This window comes from Actinomadura formosensis NBRC 14204 (assembly GCF_001552155.1).
Classification (GTDB): Bacteria; Actinomycetota; Actinomycetes; order Streptosporangiales; family Streptosporangiaceae; genus Spirillospora; species Spirillospora formosensis.
The window spans coordinates 1-16,116 of the sequence record NZ_BCQQ01000043.1; the positions used below are offsets into that span (position 1 = coordinate 1).

Sequence of the window (16,116 nt, forward strand, 5' to 3'; positions counted from 1 at the left end):
CAGCACGTGCCCGCGCTCCCCACCCCACCGGAACCGCCGGCCGTCGCATACGATCACCCGGACGCCCCGCGCACCCGCCGCCGTGACCAGCGTCCCCCCGGACACCTCCGCGCGCCATCCCCGCCGCGCCAGCTCCGCCGCCAGCACCTCCAGCGGCCCGCCCGTAACATCTCCCATAAGTCCGACTCCTTCCAGTCGGGCCAGGCCCCGGGTTACCCCGACGTTCCCGCGTCGGGCCGGGGCCGTCTTCGTTTTGACTGCGCCGCAGTGCTATCCGATGGGGACTTTAATGGATATCGCGATAAGTACACAAGCAGTATGCGCGAGAACCCGACCACGGGCACGGCCCCAGCATGTCGGTCCAGGGGGACTCAGGCGGGCATGCGGTACATCAGTTCGTACAGGTGAGAGCCCTTGATCAGTACCGAAACCTCTACGGGACGATCATCGTGCGAGAAGGCCACCCGGAACTGCCGGATCACCGGAACGTCTGGCAGCGCCAAGAGATCGACCTCTTCGCTCGTTGGCATCCGTGAGGACACCGCGTCTACGAAGTGCTGTAGGTCGTACCCAAGATCGGCCAGGACCCGGTGGGCTCCGCCGGGAATCCTCTGTGATGCGGCAAGCTCGGTACCGCCCGCCAGTTCCAACGGGTAGTACGACCGCTCGATCTCTACCGGCCGACCGCCGTGGCGCAGCAAGCGCCGACGCAGCAGCACATGGTCTCCGGCCTCGATGTCCAGCGCACCGGCAACCTCATTGGGCGCTGGAACCTCCCCGACTTGCAGCAGCTCATAGGAGTACCCGCCAGGGGTGGGCGGGAAGTAGGCCCCGACCTCGACCCGGAACGGCTGACGGTCGCGGACGTAGACGCCCTTGCCTTGGCGGCTCGTCAGGTACCCCTCGGCCTTGAGTACCGCAAGAGCCTTCTGCACAGTCGTGTTGGAGACGCCGAACTCTGTGACCAGATGCGCCGTGGAGGGCAGTTGCGTTCCCGGCAATAGGTCTCCGGCCATGATCCGAGCTCGCATCTCGGCCGCCATCTGCTCGTACGGAGGGCGGTCATCCGCTCGTTGCGCCAACGTCGTCAACCCGCGATCAGCCGGTACCGCAGGTGACGTCCCTCAGCGACCATCACCATGAGCGACGCCTCGAACGCCACACCTTCGGCGTTCAGGCAGGTACGCGACAGGACGATCACGGGCGTCTCCACCGGCAAGCCCAATTCGGCGGCTTCATCTGCCGTAGCACCCCGGAACACGATGTCCTCCCGGGCCTCGTGCACCGAGTAGCCCAGGTTCGCCAGCAGGGTCACGGCCCCACCTTTGATCTTCCCCATAGCGGCCAGAGCGGTGCCGTCTGCGATCTCCGCTGGATACCACGAATCGGTCAGCTCGACGGGCCGACCATCCAGGAGCATCGTTCTGCGCCGCACCACCGCGGAATCTCCCGGAGCCAGACCCAAGGCCGAGGCCACGTCTGAGGGCGGAACCTCTATCGACACTTCCCGCAATCGCTGCGAGCCGACCCGGCCGGCCTGCGCAGCCTCCTCGGTCCACGCATCAACTTCCCCCTCCTGCCGTGGAGACAGGTACGGCAACGAACTCACGATCCACACGACACTCCACCCTTCCACGTCCTAACACTTCTCGCGAAAACCATTATGGAGGCACTGATCCACACAGCCTCTCTGACTTGCGGATCATGCGAGGGCAGCCTTGTACGCGGCAACGCGTGTGAGGACTTCCCACACGTAGGTCTGCGTGCAGCCCGTTGCCGCGCGGCTCCGGCTGACCGGACGGAACACGTTCCGGCGGACTGGGACCGTCACTGGACGTGCGGACAGGCACGAGACCGAGTGGGTCCCTACCCCACCTAACTCGGCCCGCCGCCGTGACGGCCCTCCCGTCGTCCCGCCCGCCGCCATACGCCCCCAGCGCACCCCGCCCCACGGCTACGCCTGGAGGGCTCACTCAGGTTGGCCGGGCTCGTGCCCTCACGTCGTGGTCGTCTTCCCGAATGGTTTGACCAGGCCGTCCGCCTGAAATGCGTAGCTCATGCCGCGCAGGTTGCCGGGCACCGCTCATACGGCCTACTCCAGGTCGAACTTGACCTTCTGTCCCTCGACGGACGTGACCGTGATCGTGACGGGGCCGACCCGCGAGCGCTGCCCGTTGCCGATCGTGGTCGGCGCGGAGCCGCCGGCGGACACGGTCATGCCCCGCTCGGAGATCTGCGAGACGGTCACGTCGACGTCGTCGACCTCCACGGTCTGACCGGCGCCGTTCACGGTCACGTGGCACTTGCCGTTGACGCAGCTGTGCGAGTTGGTCTGGCAGCCGGTGAGCAGCAGGACGCCGCCGAGCGCGGCGAGGGAAAGAACGAGCCCAGAACGCTTCACGGATACCCCCGTATCGGACGATGTCAGGCATATTGATGCGCCGGACCGCGTTCTGGTTCCCTCTGATCCCTGGTCAGGCCGGGGACAGCGCCTCGTGCCACCGCGCCGTGTCGGTGTACTGGTGGAGCCATGAGATCTTGCCGCCGGTGACGCGCCACAGATGGACGAACTCGGCCTCGTAGGGGCGTCCCGTAGAGCGCGCGGTGCCCCGGTAGCGGCCGGTCACCACCACGAGCCCATCGCCGGTCTCGTGCCAGGTCTCGGCATAGGGGGCGGTGTCGTATTCGGTGAAGACAGCGCCCCACACCCGCGTGAGCGTCTCCTCGGGGCCTTGGAAGGTGCCACCGGCGCCGAACGGCAGGCCGGGCGCGGTGTGGGCCTCGAATTCCGGATGCAGGAGGGCGAGGAGCGCGGCGGCGTCGGCCGCCTGGGCGGCGGCGTAGAACCCGGCGACGACGTCCGAGTCTGCGGTCATGGGGTCACCTTTTAGAGAGTGTGTTCTAGAATGACCTCATTACTAAAACACGGGAGGCGTCCCTTGGGAAGGCCGGCCAAGTTCAGCGAGGACCAGATCCTCGACGCCGCCCTCGCGGTGACCGCCGAGGACGGGCCCGCCGCCGCCACGGTCGGCGCCATCGCCAGGCGCCTCGGTGCCCCGACCGGCTCGATCTACCACCGGTTCGGCTCGCGCGACCTGCTGCTCGCCACCCTGTGGGCGCGCTGCGTGCGGCGTTTCCAGGAGGGCTTCATCACGGCGTTGGCGGCGGACGACGCCGAATCGGCCGCCCTGCACACGCCCCGATGGTGCCGCTCCCACCTGGACGAGGCCGCCGTCCTGCTCCTGCACCGGCGGCAGGACCTCGTCGCCGAGTGGCCCGACCGGTTCGCCGCGCTGAACCGCGAAAGCGTCGACGCCCTCAACGCCTTCGCCGGGCGGCATCCCGGGCTCGACCGCGAACGCCTCGTGTTCGCCACGGTGGACGTGCCCTACGGCGCCGTCCGCCGCCATCTGCTCGACCGCCGCCCGCCCCCGCCCGCGGTGGACGACCTGATCGTCACGGCGTGCCGCGCCGTGCTGTCAGAGCCCGCCGAGGATCGCCTCGACGGTCTTCGGAGTGTCGGCCAGGTCGGGGAGGACCACTTCCGCGCCTGAGACGCGCAGGGCGGCGGCCGGGGTGGCGCCCGTCGCGACCGCTATGACGCGAGCGCCGCCTTCGTGGCCCGCGCGGACGTCGTGGGGCGTGTCCCCGATCAGGACCGTGTTGGCGGCGGTGAACTCGCCGGCGTACTTGCGGGCCGCGCGCCGCTGCGCGAGGGCGACGAGGGGCGGACGCTCGACCGCGTCCATGCCGTAAGCCCCCACGTCCAGGTCGAAATAGCCGATGAGGGCGAACGCGGTCAGCTTGATGGCCGCGATCTGCTCCATGTTGCCGGTCAGCGCCGACTGGATCACGTCCGTACGGGCGGCGAGGGACTTCAGCGCGGCGTGGACGCCCGGCAGGACGTGCCCCCGGGACGGGAACTCGTGGGAGCGGGCCTGGAACGCCTCGGCCAGCGCGGTCGTGAAGGAGGCCAGGAGGTCGGGCGTCGGCTCTATGCCGTGGTGGCGGAGGGTCTCGGTGGTGATGGCGCGGTCGGTGCGCCCGGCCATGGGGGCGACCTTCTCGGGCGGACGGCCGAAGAGGCGGTGGAACACCCCCGCGTAGATGTCGGCGCTGATGCCGCCTGCGTTGATGAGCGTGTGGTCGATGTCCCAGAGCACCAGTGTCCGCACGCACGCATGCTAGACGAGACCGTGCGTAAAGGTTTCTGCCGCCGTCCACCTCGGCGTGAAATGCTTGTCATCTGGGTGTGTGTGCCGGTTATGGAGCGTCCGTAAGGAGCAGAGCGTGCCCGAAAGGCATCTCGAAATCGAGCAGAAGTACGATGCCGCCGCCGACTTCGTCCTGCCGGACCTGGCCGGCCTGCCGGGCGTGGCGGCGCTCGGGGAGCCGGAGGTCCACGAGCTGCACGCCACCTATTTCGACACCGCCGACCTGCGGCTCGCCGCCAACAAGATCACGCTGCGCCGGCGGCGGGGCGGGCCGGACGCGGGCTGGCACCTGAAGATGCCGGTGGGCCCGGACAGCAAGCAGGAGCTGCGGGCCCCGCTCGGCCGGCCGCTGGTCGTCCCGGCGCGGCTGGCGGGGCTGGTCGCGGCGTACACGCGGGGGGCCGAGCTGCGTCCCGTCGCGACGCTGGAGACCAGGCGGACGGTCGTCCGGCTGTTCGCGGCGGACGGGACCGAGCTGGCGGAGGTCGCCGACGACCTGGTGACGGGCAGGGGCGGGCAGGACTCCGAGCCTGAGCAGTGGCGGGAGATCGAGGTCGAGCTCGGGGCGGGCACGCCCGAACTGCTGAAAGCCGCAGGCAAGCGGCTCCGCAAGAGCGGCGCGAAGAAGGGCAAGTCGTCGTCCAAGCTGGGGCGGCTGCTCGGGGGCGCCGTGGTGCCGTCCGAGACGGCGGCGGCGCGGGCGGCGGCCAGGTCGCGGATCGCGGCGGCCACCTGCAACGGGAAGGGGCCGGCGATCACCACCGGCGAGGTCGTCATGGCCTATCTCGCCGAGCAGATCGAAGCGATCATGCAGTTCGACCCGAAGGCGCGGCTGGGCGAGGACGACGCCGTCCACCGGATGCGGGTGGCGGTGCGCCGGACGAGGAGCGCGCTGCGCAGCTACCGTTCCGTCCTGGACACGGGCAGGACCTCCCCGCTCGGCCCGGAACTGCGGTGGCTGGCCGAGGTCCTCGGCGAAGTCCGCGACCTTGAGGTGCTGCGCATGCGCTTCCAGGGCGCGCCCGAGTTCCTGCTGAACGATCTGGAAAAGCAGGAGCGGGCCGCGTACCGGCGGATGAACGCGAGCCTCAGGGAACCGAGGTACTTCGCGCTGCTCGACGAACTCGACGGGCTCATCGCCGACCCGCCGCTCGCCGCGGCGGCGGGCAGGAAGGCCCGCAAGGAACTGCCCGGCCTCGTCACCAGGGCGTGGGAGCGGATGGCCAAGGAGTACGCGTCGATCAGCACGGCCGATGACGCCGAGACCGCGCGCCACGACACCCGCAAGGAGGCCAAACGCGCCCGGTACGCGGCGGAGCTGGCGGTCCCGATGCTGGGTGTGGCGGCGAAACGGGTGGTCAAGGACGCCAAGCGGATCCAGGAGGTCCTCGGCGGCTACCAGGACGGCGTCATCGCCATGGAGCATCTCGCGGCGGCCGCGAAACGCACCCGGATACCCGCGGAGGCGTTCACGCTCGGTGTCCTCTACGGAAGGGAACAGTGCGAGGCCGAAAGCGCCCGCGACCACCTCGCGACGACCTGGTCGCAGACCCTCGGCCCGTCGTTCTAGACGCTGTGGCGCTCCAGTGAGGCCATGGCGCCGCCGGCGAGGTGGGCCACCCAGAATTCGCCCTTGCGCAGGGGCGGGTCGTCGGGGACCTTCTCGCCGAGTTCCCTGCACAGGCCGGTGACGAGTGCGGAGACGACCTCGCCGTGCGTGCACACGACCGTCGGCGCGCCCGCCAGGGAGAGCAGCCGTTCCGCGGCGCGGTCCGGGCCGGTGTCGCCGACGGTGAACGCCGGGTCCGTGACGACGGAGGTCCGGGCGAGCCGCGCGTACGGCAGGACGGTCTCCACGCAGCGCGCCGTCGTCGAGCTGACCGCCCGCATCCGCCCGTAGGCGTGCAGCAGCCCGGCGAGGGCGGCCGCGTCACCGCGGCCGGCGGTGTCCAGGGGGCGCAGCTCGTCGGCCTCGCGCCATGCGCGCTTCTCCCCGGCGGACGCGTGCCGCAGGATCACCAGCGGCGAGGTGCGGGCGGGCCCGCGCAGGAACTCGCGGAGCAGGTCGATGTCGGGTTCGTAGCTGAGCCGGGCCTCCGCCTCGGCGGCCGGGAGCCAGACCAGCTCGTCCACCTCGTCGTTGGGCGCGAACACGCTCTCGGTGACGGGCCGGGCCGCCCAGTAGTCGACGTGCTTCGTCCGGTCCCCGATCGGGTACGTGCTGGACGGCAGGCGGTGCCCCAGCCGGGCGACGATGCCCGTCTCCTCCGCGATCTCCCGGACGGCGGCGCGCAGCACGTGCTCGCCCCGGTCGACCTTGCCCTTGGGGAACGACCAGTCGTCGTAGCGGGGACGGTGCACCACCGCGAACTCGGGGCCGTCCCGCCACAGCAGCGCGCCCGCGGCGTGGACCACCTGCTTACCGGGCTCAGGCATCGACGGTCCTCCACCGGCGGCTCTTGACCAGGTGCGTCTGGATGTCGAGCAGGGTCTCGCCGGGCCGGGGCTGGTTGCGGGTCCACGTGCCGTCGCCCGCGAGCGTCCACGCGCGGGTGCCGTCGTCCATGGCCAGGCCGAGCAGGGACAGCAGGTCGTCGCGCTGCGGCCGGTCGGTGACGGTGACGAGGGCCTCGACGCGGCGGTCCAGGTTGCGGTGCATGAGGTCGGCGCTGCCGAGCCACACCTCGGGTTCGCCGCCGTTCTCGAACGCGAACACCCGGGAGTGCTCCAGGAACCGGCCGAGGACGCTGCGCACCCGGATCGTGTCCGACAGGCCGGGCACGCCGGGGCGCAGCGCGCAGATGCCGCGGACCCAGATGTCCACCGGCACCCCCGCCTTCGACGCCCGGTACAGCGCGTCGATGAGCACCTCGTCCACGAGGGAGTTGCACTTGATCCGGACGCGGGCGGGATGCCCGGCCCGCCGGTTGTCGATCTCGTGCTCGATCCGCTGGACGAGCCCGGACCGCAGGCTGTTCGGCGCGACGAGCAGCCGGTGGTAGGAGTTCTGCCGCGAGTAGCCGGTCAGGTGGTTGAACAGGGCGCTGACGTCCTCGCCGACCTCGGGATCGGCGGTGAGCAGCCCGAAGTCCTCGTAGAGGCGGGCCGTCTTCGGGTGGTAGTTGCCGGTGCCGATGTGGCAGTAGCGGCGCAGCTGGCCGTCCGGGTCCTGCCGGACGACGAGCGCGAGCTTGCAGTGCGTCTTCAGCCCGACGAACCCGTACACGACGTGGCAGCCGGCCGTCTCCAGCTTGCGCGCCCACGCGATGTTGGCGCGCTCGTCGAACCGGGCCTTCAGCTCGACGACGACCACGACCTGTTTGCCCGCCTCGGCGGCGCTCATCAGCGCGTCCACGATCGGGGAGTCGCCGCTCGTCCGGTACAGCGTCTGCTTGATCGCGAGGACCTGCGGGTCGGCCGCGGCGTCCTCGATCAGCCGCTGCACGGTGGTGGTGAACGAGTCGTACGGGTGGTGGACGAGCACGTCCCCTTCGCGGATGGCGTTGAAGATGCTCACGTCCTCCGGCAGCGCCTCCTTGGACGGCACGAAGGGCGGGTATTTCAGCTCCGGGCGGTCGAGGTCGGCGATGGCCACGAGGCCGCCGAGGTCGAGCGGGCCGATGACGCGGTAGATCTGGCTCTCGTCCACCTGGAGTTCGGAGGTGAGCAGCTCCAGCACGCCCGCGGAGATCGACTCCTCGACCTCCAGCCGGACGACCGGGCCGAACCGGCGGCGCAGCAGCTCGCGTTCGAGCGCCTGCAGCAGGCCCTCGCTGATGTCCTCGTCGATCTCCAGGTCCTGGTTGCGGGTGACGCGGAACGCGTGGTGCTCGACGACCTCCATCCCGATGAACAGCTGCCCGAGGTGCGCGGCGATGACGTCCTCCAGCGGCGTGAACCGGTCGGGGGACGCCTCGATGAAGCGCGGCAGCAGCGGCGGCACCTTGACGCGGGCGAACATCGTCGCGTCCGTCTCCGGGTCGCGGACGATCACCGCGAGGTTCAGCGACAGGCCCGAGATGTACGGGAAGGGGTGCGCGGAGTCGACGACGAGCGGGGTGAGGACGGGGTAGATCCGGTCGCGGAACAGCCGCCGCAGCCGCTCCTGCTCGGTCTCGGCCAGCCCGTCCCAGCGCAGGATGTCGATGCCCTCGTCGCCGAGCGCGGGGCGGATCTCGGCACGGAAGCAGGCCGCGTGCCGCGCCATCAGCTCATGCGCGACCTCGCCGGTGCGTTCCAGCACCTCGCGGGGTTGCCGGCCGCTCGCGGACTGGACGGCGAGCCCGGTCGCCATCCGGCGGGCGAGGCCGGCGACGCGGACCATGAAGAACTCGTCCAGGTTGCTGGCGAAGATCGACAGGAACCGGACGCGTTCGAGCAGCGGGAGGTCGGGGTCCTCGGCGAGTTCCAGGACGCGCTGGTTGAATCTCAGCCAGCTCTCCTCCCGGTCGAGGAAGCGATCGTCCGGCAGCGCTTCGGCCGGCTGGGGGAGCTGTCCCGGGGTGACGGTCATACCGTGATTTTCCCTGACCAAGATGAACGACGGTCGAACTCGGGTGTTTCACCTGAGTATTGGACCCTTCGATCATGCCCGGAGTTCCCGCAGATCACACCGGGTTTCCGCGTTCCGCGGGGTGTCCGCTAGGTGTTGTGCCCGGTCAGGTGCGCGGTGCGGGCGGTGTCCGCCCGGTTGTCATGGTGCAGGGCGGACGCGCCGCAGCACACCAGCGCCACGATGACGGCGAGCCAGGCGACGGCGCGTCCCGCCCGGAGCCCGTAGCCGCAGGTGATCCAGAGCAGGTGCAGGCCGAGGCGGCGCCACGGATCGCGCTCGGCGCGCCGCCGCATCTCCAGCGCGCCGTAGCGGAAGTCCCGGGCCAGGCGGCCCCGGCCGGTCTCGGCGGCGGCGCGGGCCAGCTCCAGGTAGAGGGCGCGGAGCCGGTCGTCGTAGGCGGTGCCGCCGGTGCCCCGGATGAGATCCTCGGCGAGCACCGCGCGTCCGCCGTACTGCCACGGCCCCCGGTGCGCGACGGTCGCGAACGAGCATTCGCCCGCGATCGTCAGCGTGTCCGGGCGGCGCAGGCCGAGGAAGGCGCAGCCGCTCAGGTCGACGTCGGCGAGGTGCAGCCGGGCCGCGTCCGCCCGCCGCAGCGAGACGACCCGGACGGCCGTGGGGCCCGGCCACGGCGGCTCGGCCAGCCCCTGGATCGGATGGGCCAGCAGCCGGACGGAGACCGGGCCCTCGAACACCGCGTCCTCCAGGTCGAGTTCGGCGTGCCGCAGCCGGAAGCCGGCCTCCCCGTGCACGGTCGCGCCGCGCGCCGTGACCTGCCGGACCGCCGCGTGCACCCGCAGGCCGCCGTGCACGCTCGCGTCCGTCAGCCCGATCCGGCCGCCCGCGACCAGCGGGCCGAGCCGCACCCCCTGCCGGAACCGTGTCCGCTCGAACCGGGCGTGCCGGGTCACCTGGACGCGCTTGAACGAGACGGGGCCGCCGAAACGCGCCGCCTGCATCGCCGCGTCCCGGCCGAACCGGGCGCGGTCGAAGCAGGCCGCGCCCATGAACACCGCCTTCCGGAACGACGCGTCGGCGTGCCAGCGCGCCTCGCCGAACACGGCGTCGCCGGTGAAGACGGCCTCCTCGAACGAGGTGAACCGGTGGAAGCGCGCCTCGTGGAAGGAGACGTTGCGGCCGAACCGCGCGCCCCGGAACGAGACGTTGCCGAAGAACCGCGCGTCGTAGCACGACACGCCGCCGAGGAAGCACGCGCCGTCGAACGAGCTGTCGCCCTCCACGCAGATGCCGCGCAGCACGGCGTCGGAGGGGAGCACCGCGCCGTCGAAACGGGTGCGGCCGAGGTGGGGCCGCCCGTCGGGCCCGGTGACGGCGTCCAGGACCGCGTCGAGGAGCCATGCCGGCACGGTCACGCCGCGCAGGTCGAGGTCGGCGCCCGGACGGAGCGCGCCCACGAACTCCTCGAACTCGTGGGGGCGCAGGTGGGCGGGGCAGCTTCCGAGTCGGCCGGCGGCCCGCCCGATGCATCCGCGGACGGCCGTGCAGCGCGGCCAGAACACCGCCGGTGAGGAAGGCTCGTGAAGGGTCACTGTCACGTTCTACCCACGGCGGTCCGCGCAGTGCAGGTCTCCCGACGGTCAGGTACTTGCGACCCCCGCGCCACCCCGGCCCCCGGCGGGGCGGCGATAAAAGGGGGGTTGTTTTGTCAGACCCTCGCGTAATGATTTGTGTTATGAGCAGAGACACCCATCCGGGGGTGCAGTGCCCGCACTGCCAATCGCATCTCGCGCTCGTCCCCGTGACTGGAAACACCGTGCCCGGAAACTCCGCCGCACCCGTCCCCGTCCTGCCGATCACCGCGAAGGAGGAATGGCAGCCGCCGCCCGTCGCGGAGGTGCTCGCCGTTTACGCCGGGCGCGCCAAGGACACCCTGACCGCGGCGCGTGGCGCCGCCAAGGTCAGGGAAAGTCTGGGCCGCGCGAAGGCGGCCGCCGCGCAGCGCAGGGCGGCGCAGAATACGGCCCGCCGGACGCCCAAAAGCGCTTGATCACATCTCGGCCACTAACGCCGGGAAGGGACGGCGCCATCGGGTGGCACCGTCCCTTCGGGTGATGGGTCAGCCCGGGTGGGAGTTCGTCCATTCCGAGGTGACCGTGACCGTGGCGTCCATCGTCCGCCCGGCGGGGATCTTCGTCCCGGCCGCCGGCACCAGCATGATGTTCTCACCGGCCAGCGCGGTGCCGGTGGACAGATCGAGGATCATCCGGTGGCGGATCACGCCGGCCTGCGTCTTCTCGTCCATGGCGATGGCGACTCCGGGACGGCCCTGCGGGTCCTTCACCTTTCCGACCGACTTCACCGCCGGAAGACCGGCCAGCATCCGGAATGCCGCCGCCCGGACCCGCGGCTGCACCGGCATGTCCAGCACCAGGCCGTGCGCCACCTCGTAGAGCCACTGGTCCGCCGGCATCGGAGCGCCCGACTCGGTGCCGTGGCCCTTGTACCAGCGCAGCAGTTCGGCCTTGAGTCGTTTCGGATCGGACGGCAGCGAGCGCAGATCCCGCATCGTCACGTTCCGGCCGAGCCAGAACACCTTGTCGCCGTCGACCAGCGCCGCGCTGTTCACCTCCGGACGGCCGGGCGCGGTCCGCGCCGGGAGCGTCTTACTCCGCGCCTTGGCCGTTCCGGCCTTGTGGAGAACGGGTACTTCCAATTCGAACTTGGCCGGCGATCCGGCGCGCCGCCACGCCGCCTCGTCCTGCGGTGTGGCGGGCTTGGCGCCGAGGTTCTGCTGGAGCCCCCATGCCTTGACGCCCGGCTTGCTCGGCGTCCAGGACTCCGCCCTGTCCCGGACGGTCATGGCGTAGCGGTCCGTCCTCACCGGGTAGGTGTGGGACGAGATGGTCACCTGATGCCAGTACGCCCGCATCGTCTCGGTCTGCCCGTCGGCCTTCTCCGCCGCCGCGAGCAGCACGGTCCGGGCGTCGAGCACCGGTTCGGCCCCGCCCGCCCGCGGCGTCCCGCCGGACGGGTTCCCGCCGGTCGTGACCACCGTCGCCGCGACGATCGCCCCCGCCGCCACCGCCCCGGCCAGGCTCAGCCCCCACACCGGGCGCACCCGGCGCACCCGGCGCCGCTCCGGCGCGGCCTGCGCGCCCGCCATGGCCCGCGCCAGCTCGGCACGCCGGACACCGTCGTCGACGGGCACGTCCGGATCGAATTCGGCCGGCCTTGCCTCGCGCAGGGTGTGCAGCACGTCCCTCATGACATCTCCTCGTTGATGATCCCTACCTGCGGCCGCCCGCCGGCCCGCGCGGTCCTGCCACCGGCCTCCTGCTCGGCGGCGCGGAGGAGGCGGCGGCGGGCGCGGTGCAGGCGGACGCGCAGCGCGGCCGGTGAGCAGCGGACGACCTTGGCCGCCTCCCGCGGCGTCAGCCCCTGCCAGGCGATCAGGATCAGGATCTCCCGATCGCTCTCCGGCAGCGTGGCCATCGCGCGCAGCACGGCGAGCCGTTCCGCCACGTCCTCGGCGATGTCGCCGGCGGACCGCCGGGCCGAGCGGCCCAGCTCCGCGGTGAACGACTCACGCCGCTTCTCCGCCCGGTGGCCGTCGCGCAGCACGTTCCGCGCGACGCCGAGCAGCCACGGCAGGGCCGGTTCGGGAACGTCGGCGAACCGCCGCCACGCGATCGCGAACGTCTCGCTCACCACCTCGTCCGCGACCTGCCGCCCGGCCCGCGCGGCGGCGTACGCCCACACGCGCTGCCGGCACTCGTCGTAGATCGCGGTGAAGCGCTGTTCATCGGGAGTCACGCCGGCCACCGCCCGTCCCTCCGCCGCTGTCGTCCGACACCGCTTCTCCGTCCGTCCAGGTGTTCATGTCATGAGGTAGTGGCCGGGGGAGCGGCGTTGTTACAAGGGATGGTGTCGTCCTCCCGGAGGCTCCCAGTAGGTTGGGGCCGCCCCCCGATTCGGGTGTTTGCTGTCCATTTCACCGCCCGGATACCTCTAATATTTGCTCGACGGCAATCAAACCCGCCTGATCCGTACGGTTGCGCCGGACCGAAGGAGCTGAGAGATGGCCGCGATGCACAGTCGCGGTGCGGAGCGTCTCCTCGGTGTCGCGGGCTCCCCGCACCTGCTCCTCGTCGAGGACGATCCGGGCGATGCGTTCCTGTTCGAGGAACTGCTGACCGAGGCGCAGCCCGGCCTCCGGATCACCGTCGCGACCACGCTCCGCGAGGCCGTCGACGCGCTGCGCCCGGAGATCCAGTGCGTCATCGTCGACCTGTCCCTGCCGGACGCGCAGGGCCTCGACGCCCTCCGCGAGGTGCGCACGCACGCGCCCGCCACCGCCGTCCTCGTCCTGACCGGCCTGGCCGACGCCCACGTCGGGGTGGAGGCCGTCGCCGCCGGCGCCCAGGACTACCTCGTCAAACAGGACGTGGACGGCGCGCTGCTGACCCGCGCGATCAGCTACGCGATCGAGCGCAAGCGCGCGGACGAGTCGGAGCGGCAGCTCGTCGAGGCGCGGGCGCTGAGCCGGGAGAACGCCCGGCTGGAGCGGGGGCTGCTGCCCGTCCCGATCCTGAACGACGGCACGCTGCGGCACCACACCCGGTACCGTCCGGGACGCGACCGCGCGCTGCTCGGCGGTGACTTCCACGACACCGTGGAGACCGCCGACGGGTCCGTCCACGCGGTGATCGGCGACGTCAGCGGGCACGGCGCGGACGAGGCGTCCCTCGGGGTGCGGCTCCGCATGGCGTGGCGCACGCTCGTCCTCAGCGGGCACACCGGGGGGCGGCTCCTCGACACGCTCGACACCGTCCTGCAGCACGAGCGGTGGGCCGAGGAGATCTTCACCACCGTGTGCATGGTGACGATCGCGCCGGACCGGCGCAGCGCCCGGGTGTACCAGGCCGGTCACCCGCGCCCGCTGTTCTTCACGCCGGGCGGCGTGGAGCCCCTGCCGGACGAGCCGCGCGGGCCGGCGCTCGGGCTGCTCCCCGGTGCCGACTGGCCCGCGGTCGACCTGGAACTCGGCGACTCGTGGGGACTGATGCTCTACACCGACGGACTGATCGAGGGGCGGGCCGGCGACGGCGGGTACCTCGACCTGCCCGGTCTGATGGAGCTGGCGAAGATCGCGCACGGCGACGGCCGGCGCGGCGACGTGCTCATCGACGGGCTCATCGCGGAGGCGGAACGGCTGAACGGGGGCATCCTGTCCGACGATCTGGCCGTCCTGCTGCTGAGCCGGGGGGACGGCTGATGGCCACGGAAGGCACGGAGACGACCGATGCGGGCACGCCGGAGCCGCCCGGCGGCGACGGCGGAGGCGAGGCCCGGCCCGGCGGCCCGGCGGTCGTGCTGCCCGCGGTGGACATTCCCGAGGGGCACGGGATGGGCCGCATCCGGCTCGTCCAGATCTACCGGATCGGCTCGCTCGTCCTCGGCCTGCTCCTCCTGATCGTCTTCGTCCAGGCCGGGACCGCGCTGTACGGGAACAACCAGGCGCGCGACGTCCTCATCAACCGGGTCGATCCGGCGACGCTGGAGCAGTTCCGGCTCTCGACGGCCGTCACCCTCCAGGACATGGCCATCCGCGACTACGCGCAGGACGGCAGGGCCGAACACCTCAACCGGTACCGCGACGCCGTGCGGCAGGAGGCGGATTCCGCGGCGCGGATGCGCCGGCTCCTCTCCGGGGTGGCGGGCAGCGAAGAGGTCGACCGCCTGCTGAACGAGGCCACGTCCGATTCCGGGATCTGGCGGACGGAGTTCGCCGACACGATCGCGGCGGGACCCGGCGGGCAGGGCGTCGAGCCCGGCCGGAGCCAGCAGGCGCGGCGGCTGCTCAACGAGGTCAGCGGCGACATGACCCCGCTGCAGAACGGCATCGCGAAGCTGCACGACCGGGCCTCCACGGAGCTGCGCTCCCGCGCGCGGACGGCCCAGTGGTCGGCGGTCGCCGCGCTCGCCCTGGTCGTCGTGGCCGCGCTGGCGCTCGTCCTGCTGTTCCGCCGGACGGTGCTGACCCCGGTGTCCACGCTGACCGGACGGGTCCGCGCGGTGTCCCAGGGCGACCTCGGACACTCCCTCGACGTCCCCGGCCCGGCCGAGATCAACGAGCTCGCGGCGATCATCGACGCGATGCGCACCCGGATCATCGACGGGTGGCGGGCCAGCGAGGACAAGAGCCGGCTGCTCAACGAGCAGACCGAGGAGCTGCGCCGGTCCAACGCCGAACTGGAGCAGTTCGCCTATGTGGCGAGCCACGACCTGCAGGAGCCGCTGCGCAAGGTCGCGAGCTTCTGCCAGATGATCGAGCGCCGGTACGGGGACCAGCTGGACGATCGGGGCCGGCAGTACATCACGTTCGCGGTGGACGGCGCCAAGCGCATGCAGGCCCTCATCAACGACCTGCTGAGCTTCTCCAGGGTCGGCCGGATGTCGCAGCCCGAGGAGTCCGTCGACCTGGGGGAGGTCGCCCGGCAGGCCCTCGACAACCTGGGGGCGCTGTGCGAGGAGACCGGCGCCGAGGTGGAGATCGGGGATCTGCCGGACGTGCCCGGCGACCGCACGCAGCTCATCCAGCTGTTCCAGAACCTCATCGGCAACGCGATCAAGTTCCGCCGTGAGGGCGTGCCTCCCCGCGTCACCATCGACGCCGACCGGGACGGCGAGGAGTGGGTGTTCCGCTGCGCCGACAACGGCATCGGCGTCGAACCCCGGTACGCCGACCGCATCTTCCTGATCTTCCAGCGGCTGCATCCGCGGGACGAGTACACCGGCACGGGCATCGGCCTCGCGCTCTGCAAGAAGATCGTCGAATTCCACGGCGGGCGCATCTGGCTCGACACCGACGACCGCGGCGACACGCCCGGCACCACCTTCCGGTGGACCCTGCCGGCCCGGCCGCCCACCACCAACGGAGACGACTCATGAACCAGAGCCCGCGCCCCATCGAGGTCCTGCTCGTCGAGGACGACCCCGGCGACGTCCTGCTGACCGTCGAGGCGTTCGAGCACAACAAGGTCAACAACACCCTGCACGTCGTCAACGACGGTGAGCAGGCGATGGCGTTCCTGCGCCGGGAGGGCGAGTACGGTGACGCGCCCCGCCCCGACATGGTGCTGCTCGACCTGAACCTGCCGCGCAAGGACGGCCGCGAGGTGCTGGAGGAGATCAAGCACGACGAAGACCTGCGCCGCATCCCGGTCGTCGTGCTCACCACGTCCGAGGCGGACGAGGACATCCTGCGCAGCTACCACCTGCACGCCAACGCCTACGTCACCAAGCCGGTCGACTTCGACCAGTTCATCTCCGTCGTCCGGCGGATCGACGACTTCTTCGTCACGGTGGTCAAGCTGCCGCGCTGAC

Annotated in this window: 16 protein-coding genes; 6 read left to right on the plus strand and 10 right to left on the minus strand. The window is 71.4% G+C overall.

What is annotated here, in order from left to right:
- Positions 1-371 precede the first annotated feature (371 nt).
- The 4 genes from AF1_RS13865 to AF1_RS13880 form a co-directional block, all read right to left on the minus strand.
- The gene (locus AF1_RS13865) at positions 372-1,043 is read right to left on the minus strand and encodes a GntR family transcriptional regulator (protein WP_207393976.1); all 672 of its coding nucleotides are present in this window, start codon (positions 1,041-1,043) and stop codon (positions 372-374) included.
- A gap of 44 nt (positions 1,044-1,087) precedes the next feature.
- On the minus strand, positions 1,088-1,618 hold the full coding sequence (locus AF1_RS13870; RefSeq protein WP_067797820.1) for a GntR family transcriptional regulator: 531 nt from the start codon (positions 1,616-1,618) through the stop codon (positions 1,088-1,090).
- A gap of 474 nt (positions 1,619-2,092) precedes the next feature.
- Positions 2,093-2,401, minus strand: a complete 309-nt coding sequence (locus AF1_RS13875; RefSeq protein ID WP_067797825.1) for a hypothetical protein — start codon at positions 2,399-2,401, stop codon at positions 2,093-2,095.
- 73 nt (positions 2,402-2,474) lie between these two features.
- Positions 2,475-2,876: a nuclear transport factor 2 family protein gene (locus AF1_RS13880; protein WP_067797828.1), complete on the minus strand. Its 402-nt coding sequence runs from the start codon at positions 2,874-2,876 to the stop codon at positions 2,475-2,477.
- A 63-nt stretch (positions 2,877-2,939) separates the two neighbouring features.
- Between AF1_RS13880 and AF1_RS13885 the strand changes: the two genes are divergently transcribed.
- A complete protein-coding gene (locus tag AF1_RS13885) occupies positions 2,940-3,554 on the plus strand; it encodes a TetR/AcrR family transcriptional regulator (RefSeq protein WP_067797831.1) in 615 nt (204 codons plus the stop codon).
- Here the strand turns inward: AF1_RS13885 and AF1_RS13890 are convergent.
- Positions 3,480-4,175, minus strand: a complete 696-nt coding sequence (locus tag AF1_RS13890) for an HAD family hydrolase (RefSeq protein WP_084262871.1) — start codon at positions 4,173-4,175, stop codon at positions 3,480-3,482. The two genes, AF1_RS13885 and AF1_RS13890, sit on opposite strands and share 75 nt — an antisense overlap.
- A gap of 115 nt (positions 4,176-4,290) precedes the next feature.
- On the opposite strand from AF1_RS13890, the gene AF1_RS13895 reads away from it, so the two are divergent.
- Positions 4,291-5,784, plus strand: a complete 1,494-nt coding sequence (locus tag AF1_RS13895; protein WP_067797834.1) for a CYTH and CHAD domain-containing protein — start codon at positions 4,291-4,293, stop codon at positions 5,782-5,784.
- Here the strand turns inward: AF1_RS13895 and AF1_RS13900 are convergent.
- From AF1_RS13900 to AF1_RS13910, 3 genes are all read right to left on the minus strand, one after another.
- The gene (locus AF1_RS13900; protein ID WP_067797837.1) at positions 5,781-6,650 is read right to left on the minus strand and encodes an NUDIX hydrolase; all 870 of its coding nucleotides are present in this window, start codon (positions 6,648-6,650) and stop codon (positions 5,781-5,783) included. The two genes, AF1_RS13895 and AF1_RS13900, sit on opposite strands and share 4 nt — an antisense overlap.
- Positions 6,643-8,727, minus strand: coding sequence for an RNA degradosome polyphosphate kinase (locus tag AF1_RS13905; protein ID WP_067797840.1), 2,085 nt, complete (start codon positions 8,725-8,727; stop codon positions 6,643-6,645). Before AF1_RS13905 ends, AF1_RS13900 begins: the two co-directional genes overlap by 8 nt.
- A 128-nt stretch (positions 8,728-8,855) precedes the next feature.
- Positions 8,856-10,319, minus strand: coding sequence for a pentapeptide repeat-containing protein (locus AF1_RS13910; protein WP_131732446.1), 1,464 nt, complete (start codon positions 10,317-10,319; stop codon positions 8,856-8,858).
- Positions 10,320-10,462: 143 nt separating this feature from the next.
- Between AF1_RS13910 and AF1_RS13915 the strand changes: the two genes are divergently transcribed.
- Entirely contained in the window at positions 10,463-10,777 is a 315-nt protein-coding gene (locus AF1_RS13915) for a hypothetical protein (RefSeq protein ID WP_067797847.1), read from the plus strand.
- Between the two features lie 69 nt (positions 10,778-10,846).
- On the opposite strand, the gene AF1_RS13920 is transcribed toward AF1_RS13915, so the two are convergent.
- Both AF1_RS13920 and AF1_RS13925 read right to left on the minus strand, forming a co-directional pair.
- On the minus strand, positions 10,847-11,995 hold the full coding sequence (locus AF1_RS13920) for a CU044_5270 family protein (protein ID WP_067797851.1): 1,149 nt from the start codon (positions 11,993-11,995) through the stop codon (positions 10,847-10,849).
- Complete coding sequence (locus tag AF1_RS13925; protein WP_242608668.1) at positions 11,992-12,543, minus strand: RNA polymerase sigma factor; 552 nt, start codon at positions 12,541-12,543, stop codon at positions 11,992-11,994. Before AF1_RS13925 ends, AF1_RS13920 begins: the two co-directional genes overlap by 4 nt.
- 265 nt (positions 12,544-12,808) lie before the next feature.
- Between AF1_RS13925 and AF1_RS13930 the strand changes: the two genes are divergently transcribed.
- The 3 genes from AF1_RS13930 to AF1_RS13940 are packed head-to-tail and all read left to right on the plus strand — an operon-like array spanning position 12,809 to position 16,115.
- Entirely contained in the window at positions 12,809-14,005 is a 1,197-nt protein-coding gene (locus tag AF1_RS13930) for a PP2C family protein-serine/threonine phosphatase (protein ID WP_067797854.1), read from the plus strand.
- Entirely contained in the window at positions 14,005-15,681 is a 1,677-nt protein-coding gene (locus tag AF1_RS13935; RefSeq protein ID WP_067797857.1) for a sensor histidine kinase, read from the plus strand. Before AF1_RS13930 ends, AF1_RS13935 begins: the two co-directional genes overlap by 1 nt.
- Positions 15,678-16,115: a response regulator gene (locus AF1_RS13940; RefSeq protein ID WP_067797860.1), complete on the plus strand. Its 438-nt coding sequence runs from the start codon at positions 15,678-15,680 to the stop codon at positions 16,113-16,115. The genes AF1_RS13935 and AF1_RS13940 overlap by 4 nt, the downstream gene beginning before the upstream one ends.
- The last annotated feature ends 1 nt before the right edge of the window (position 16,116 follow it).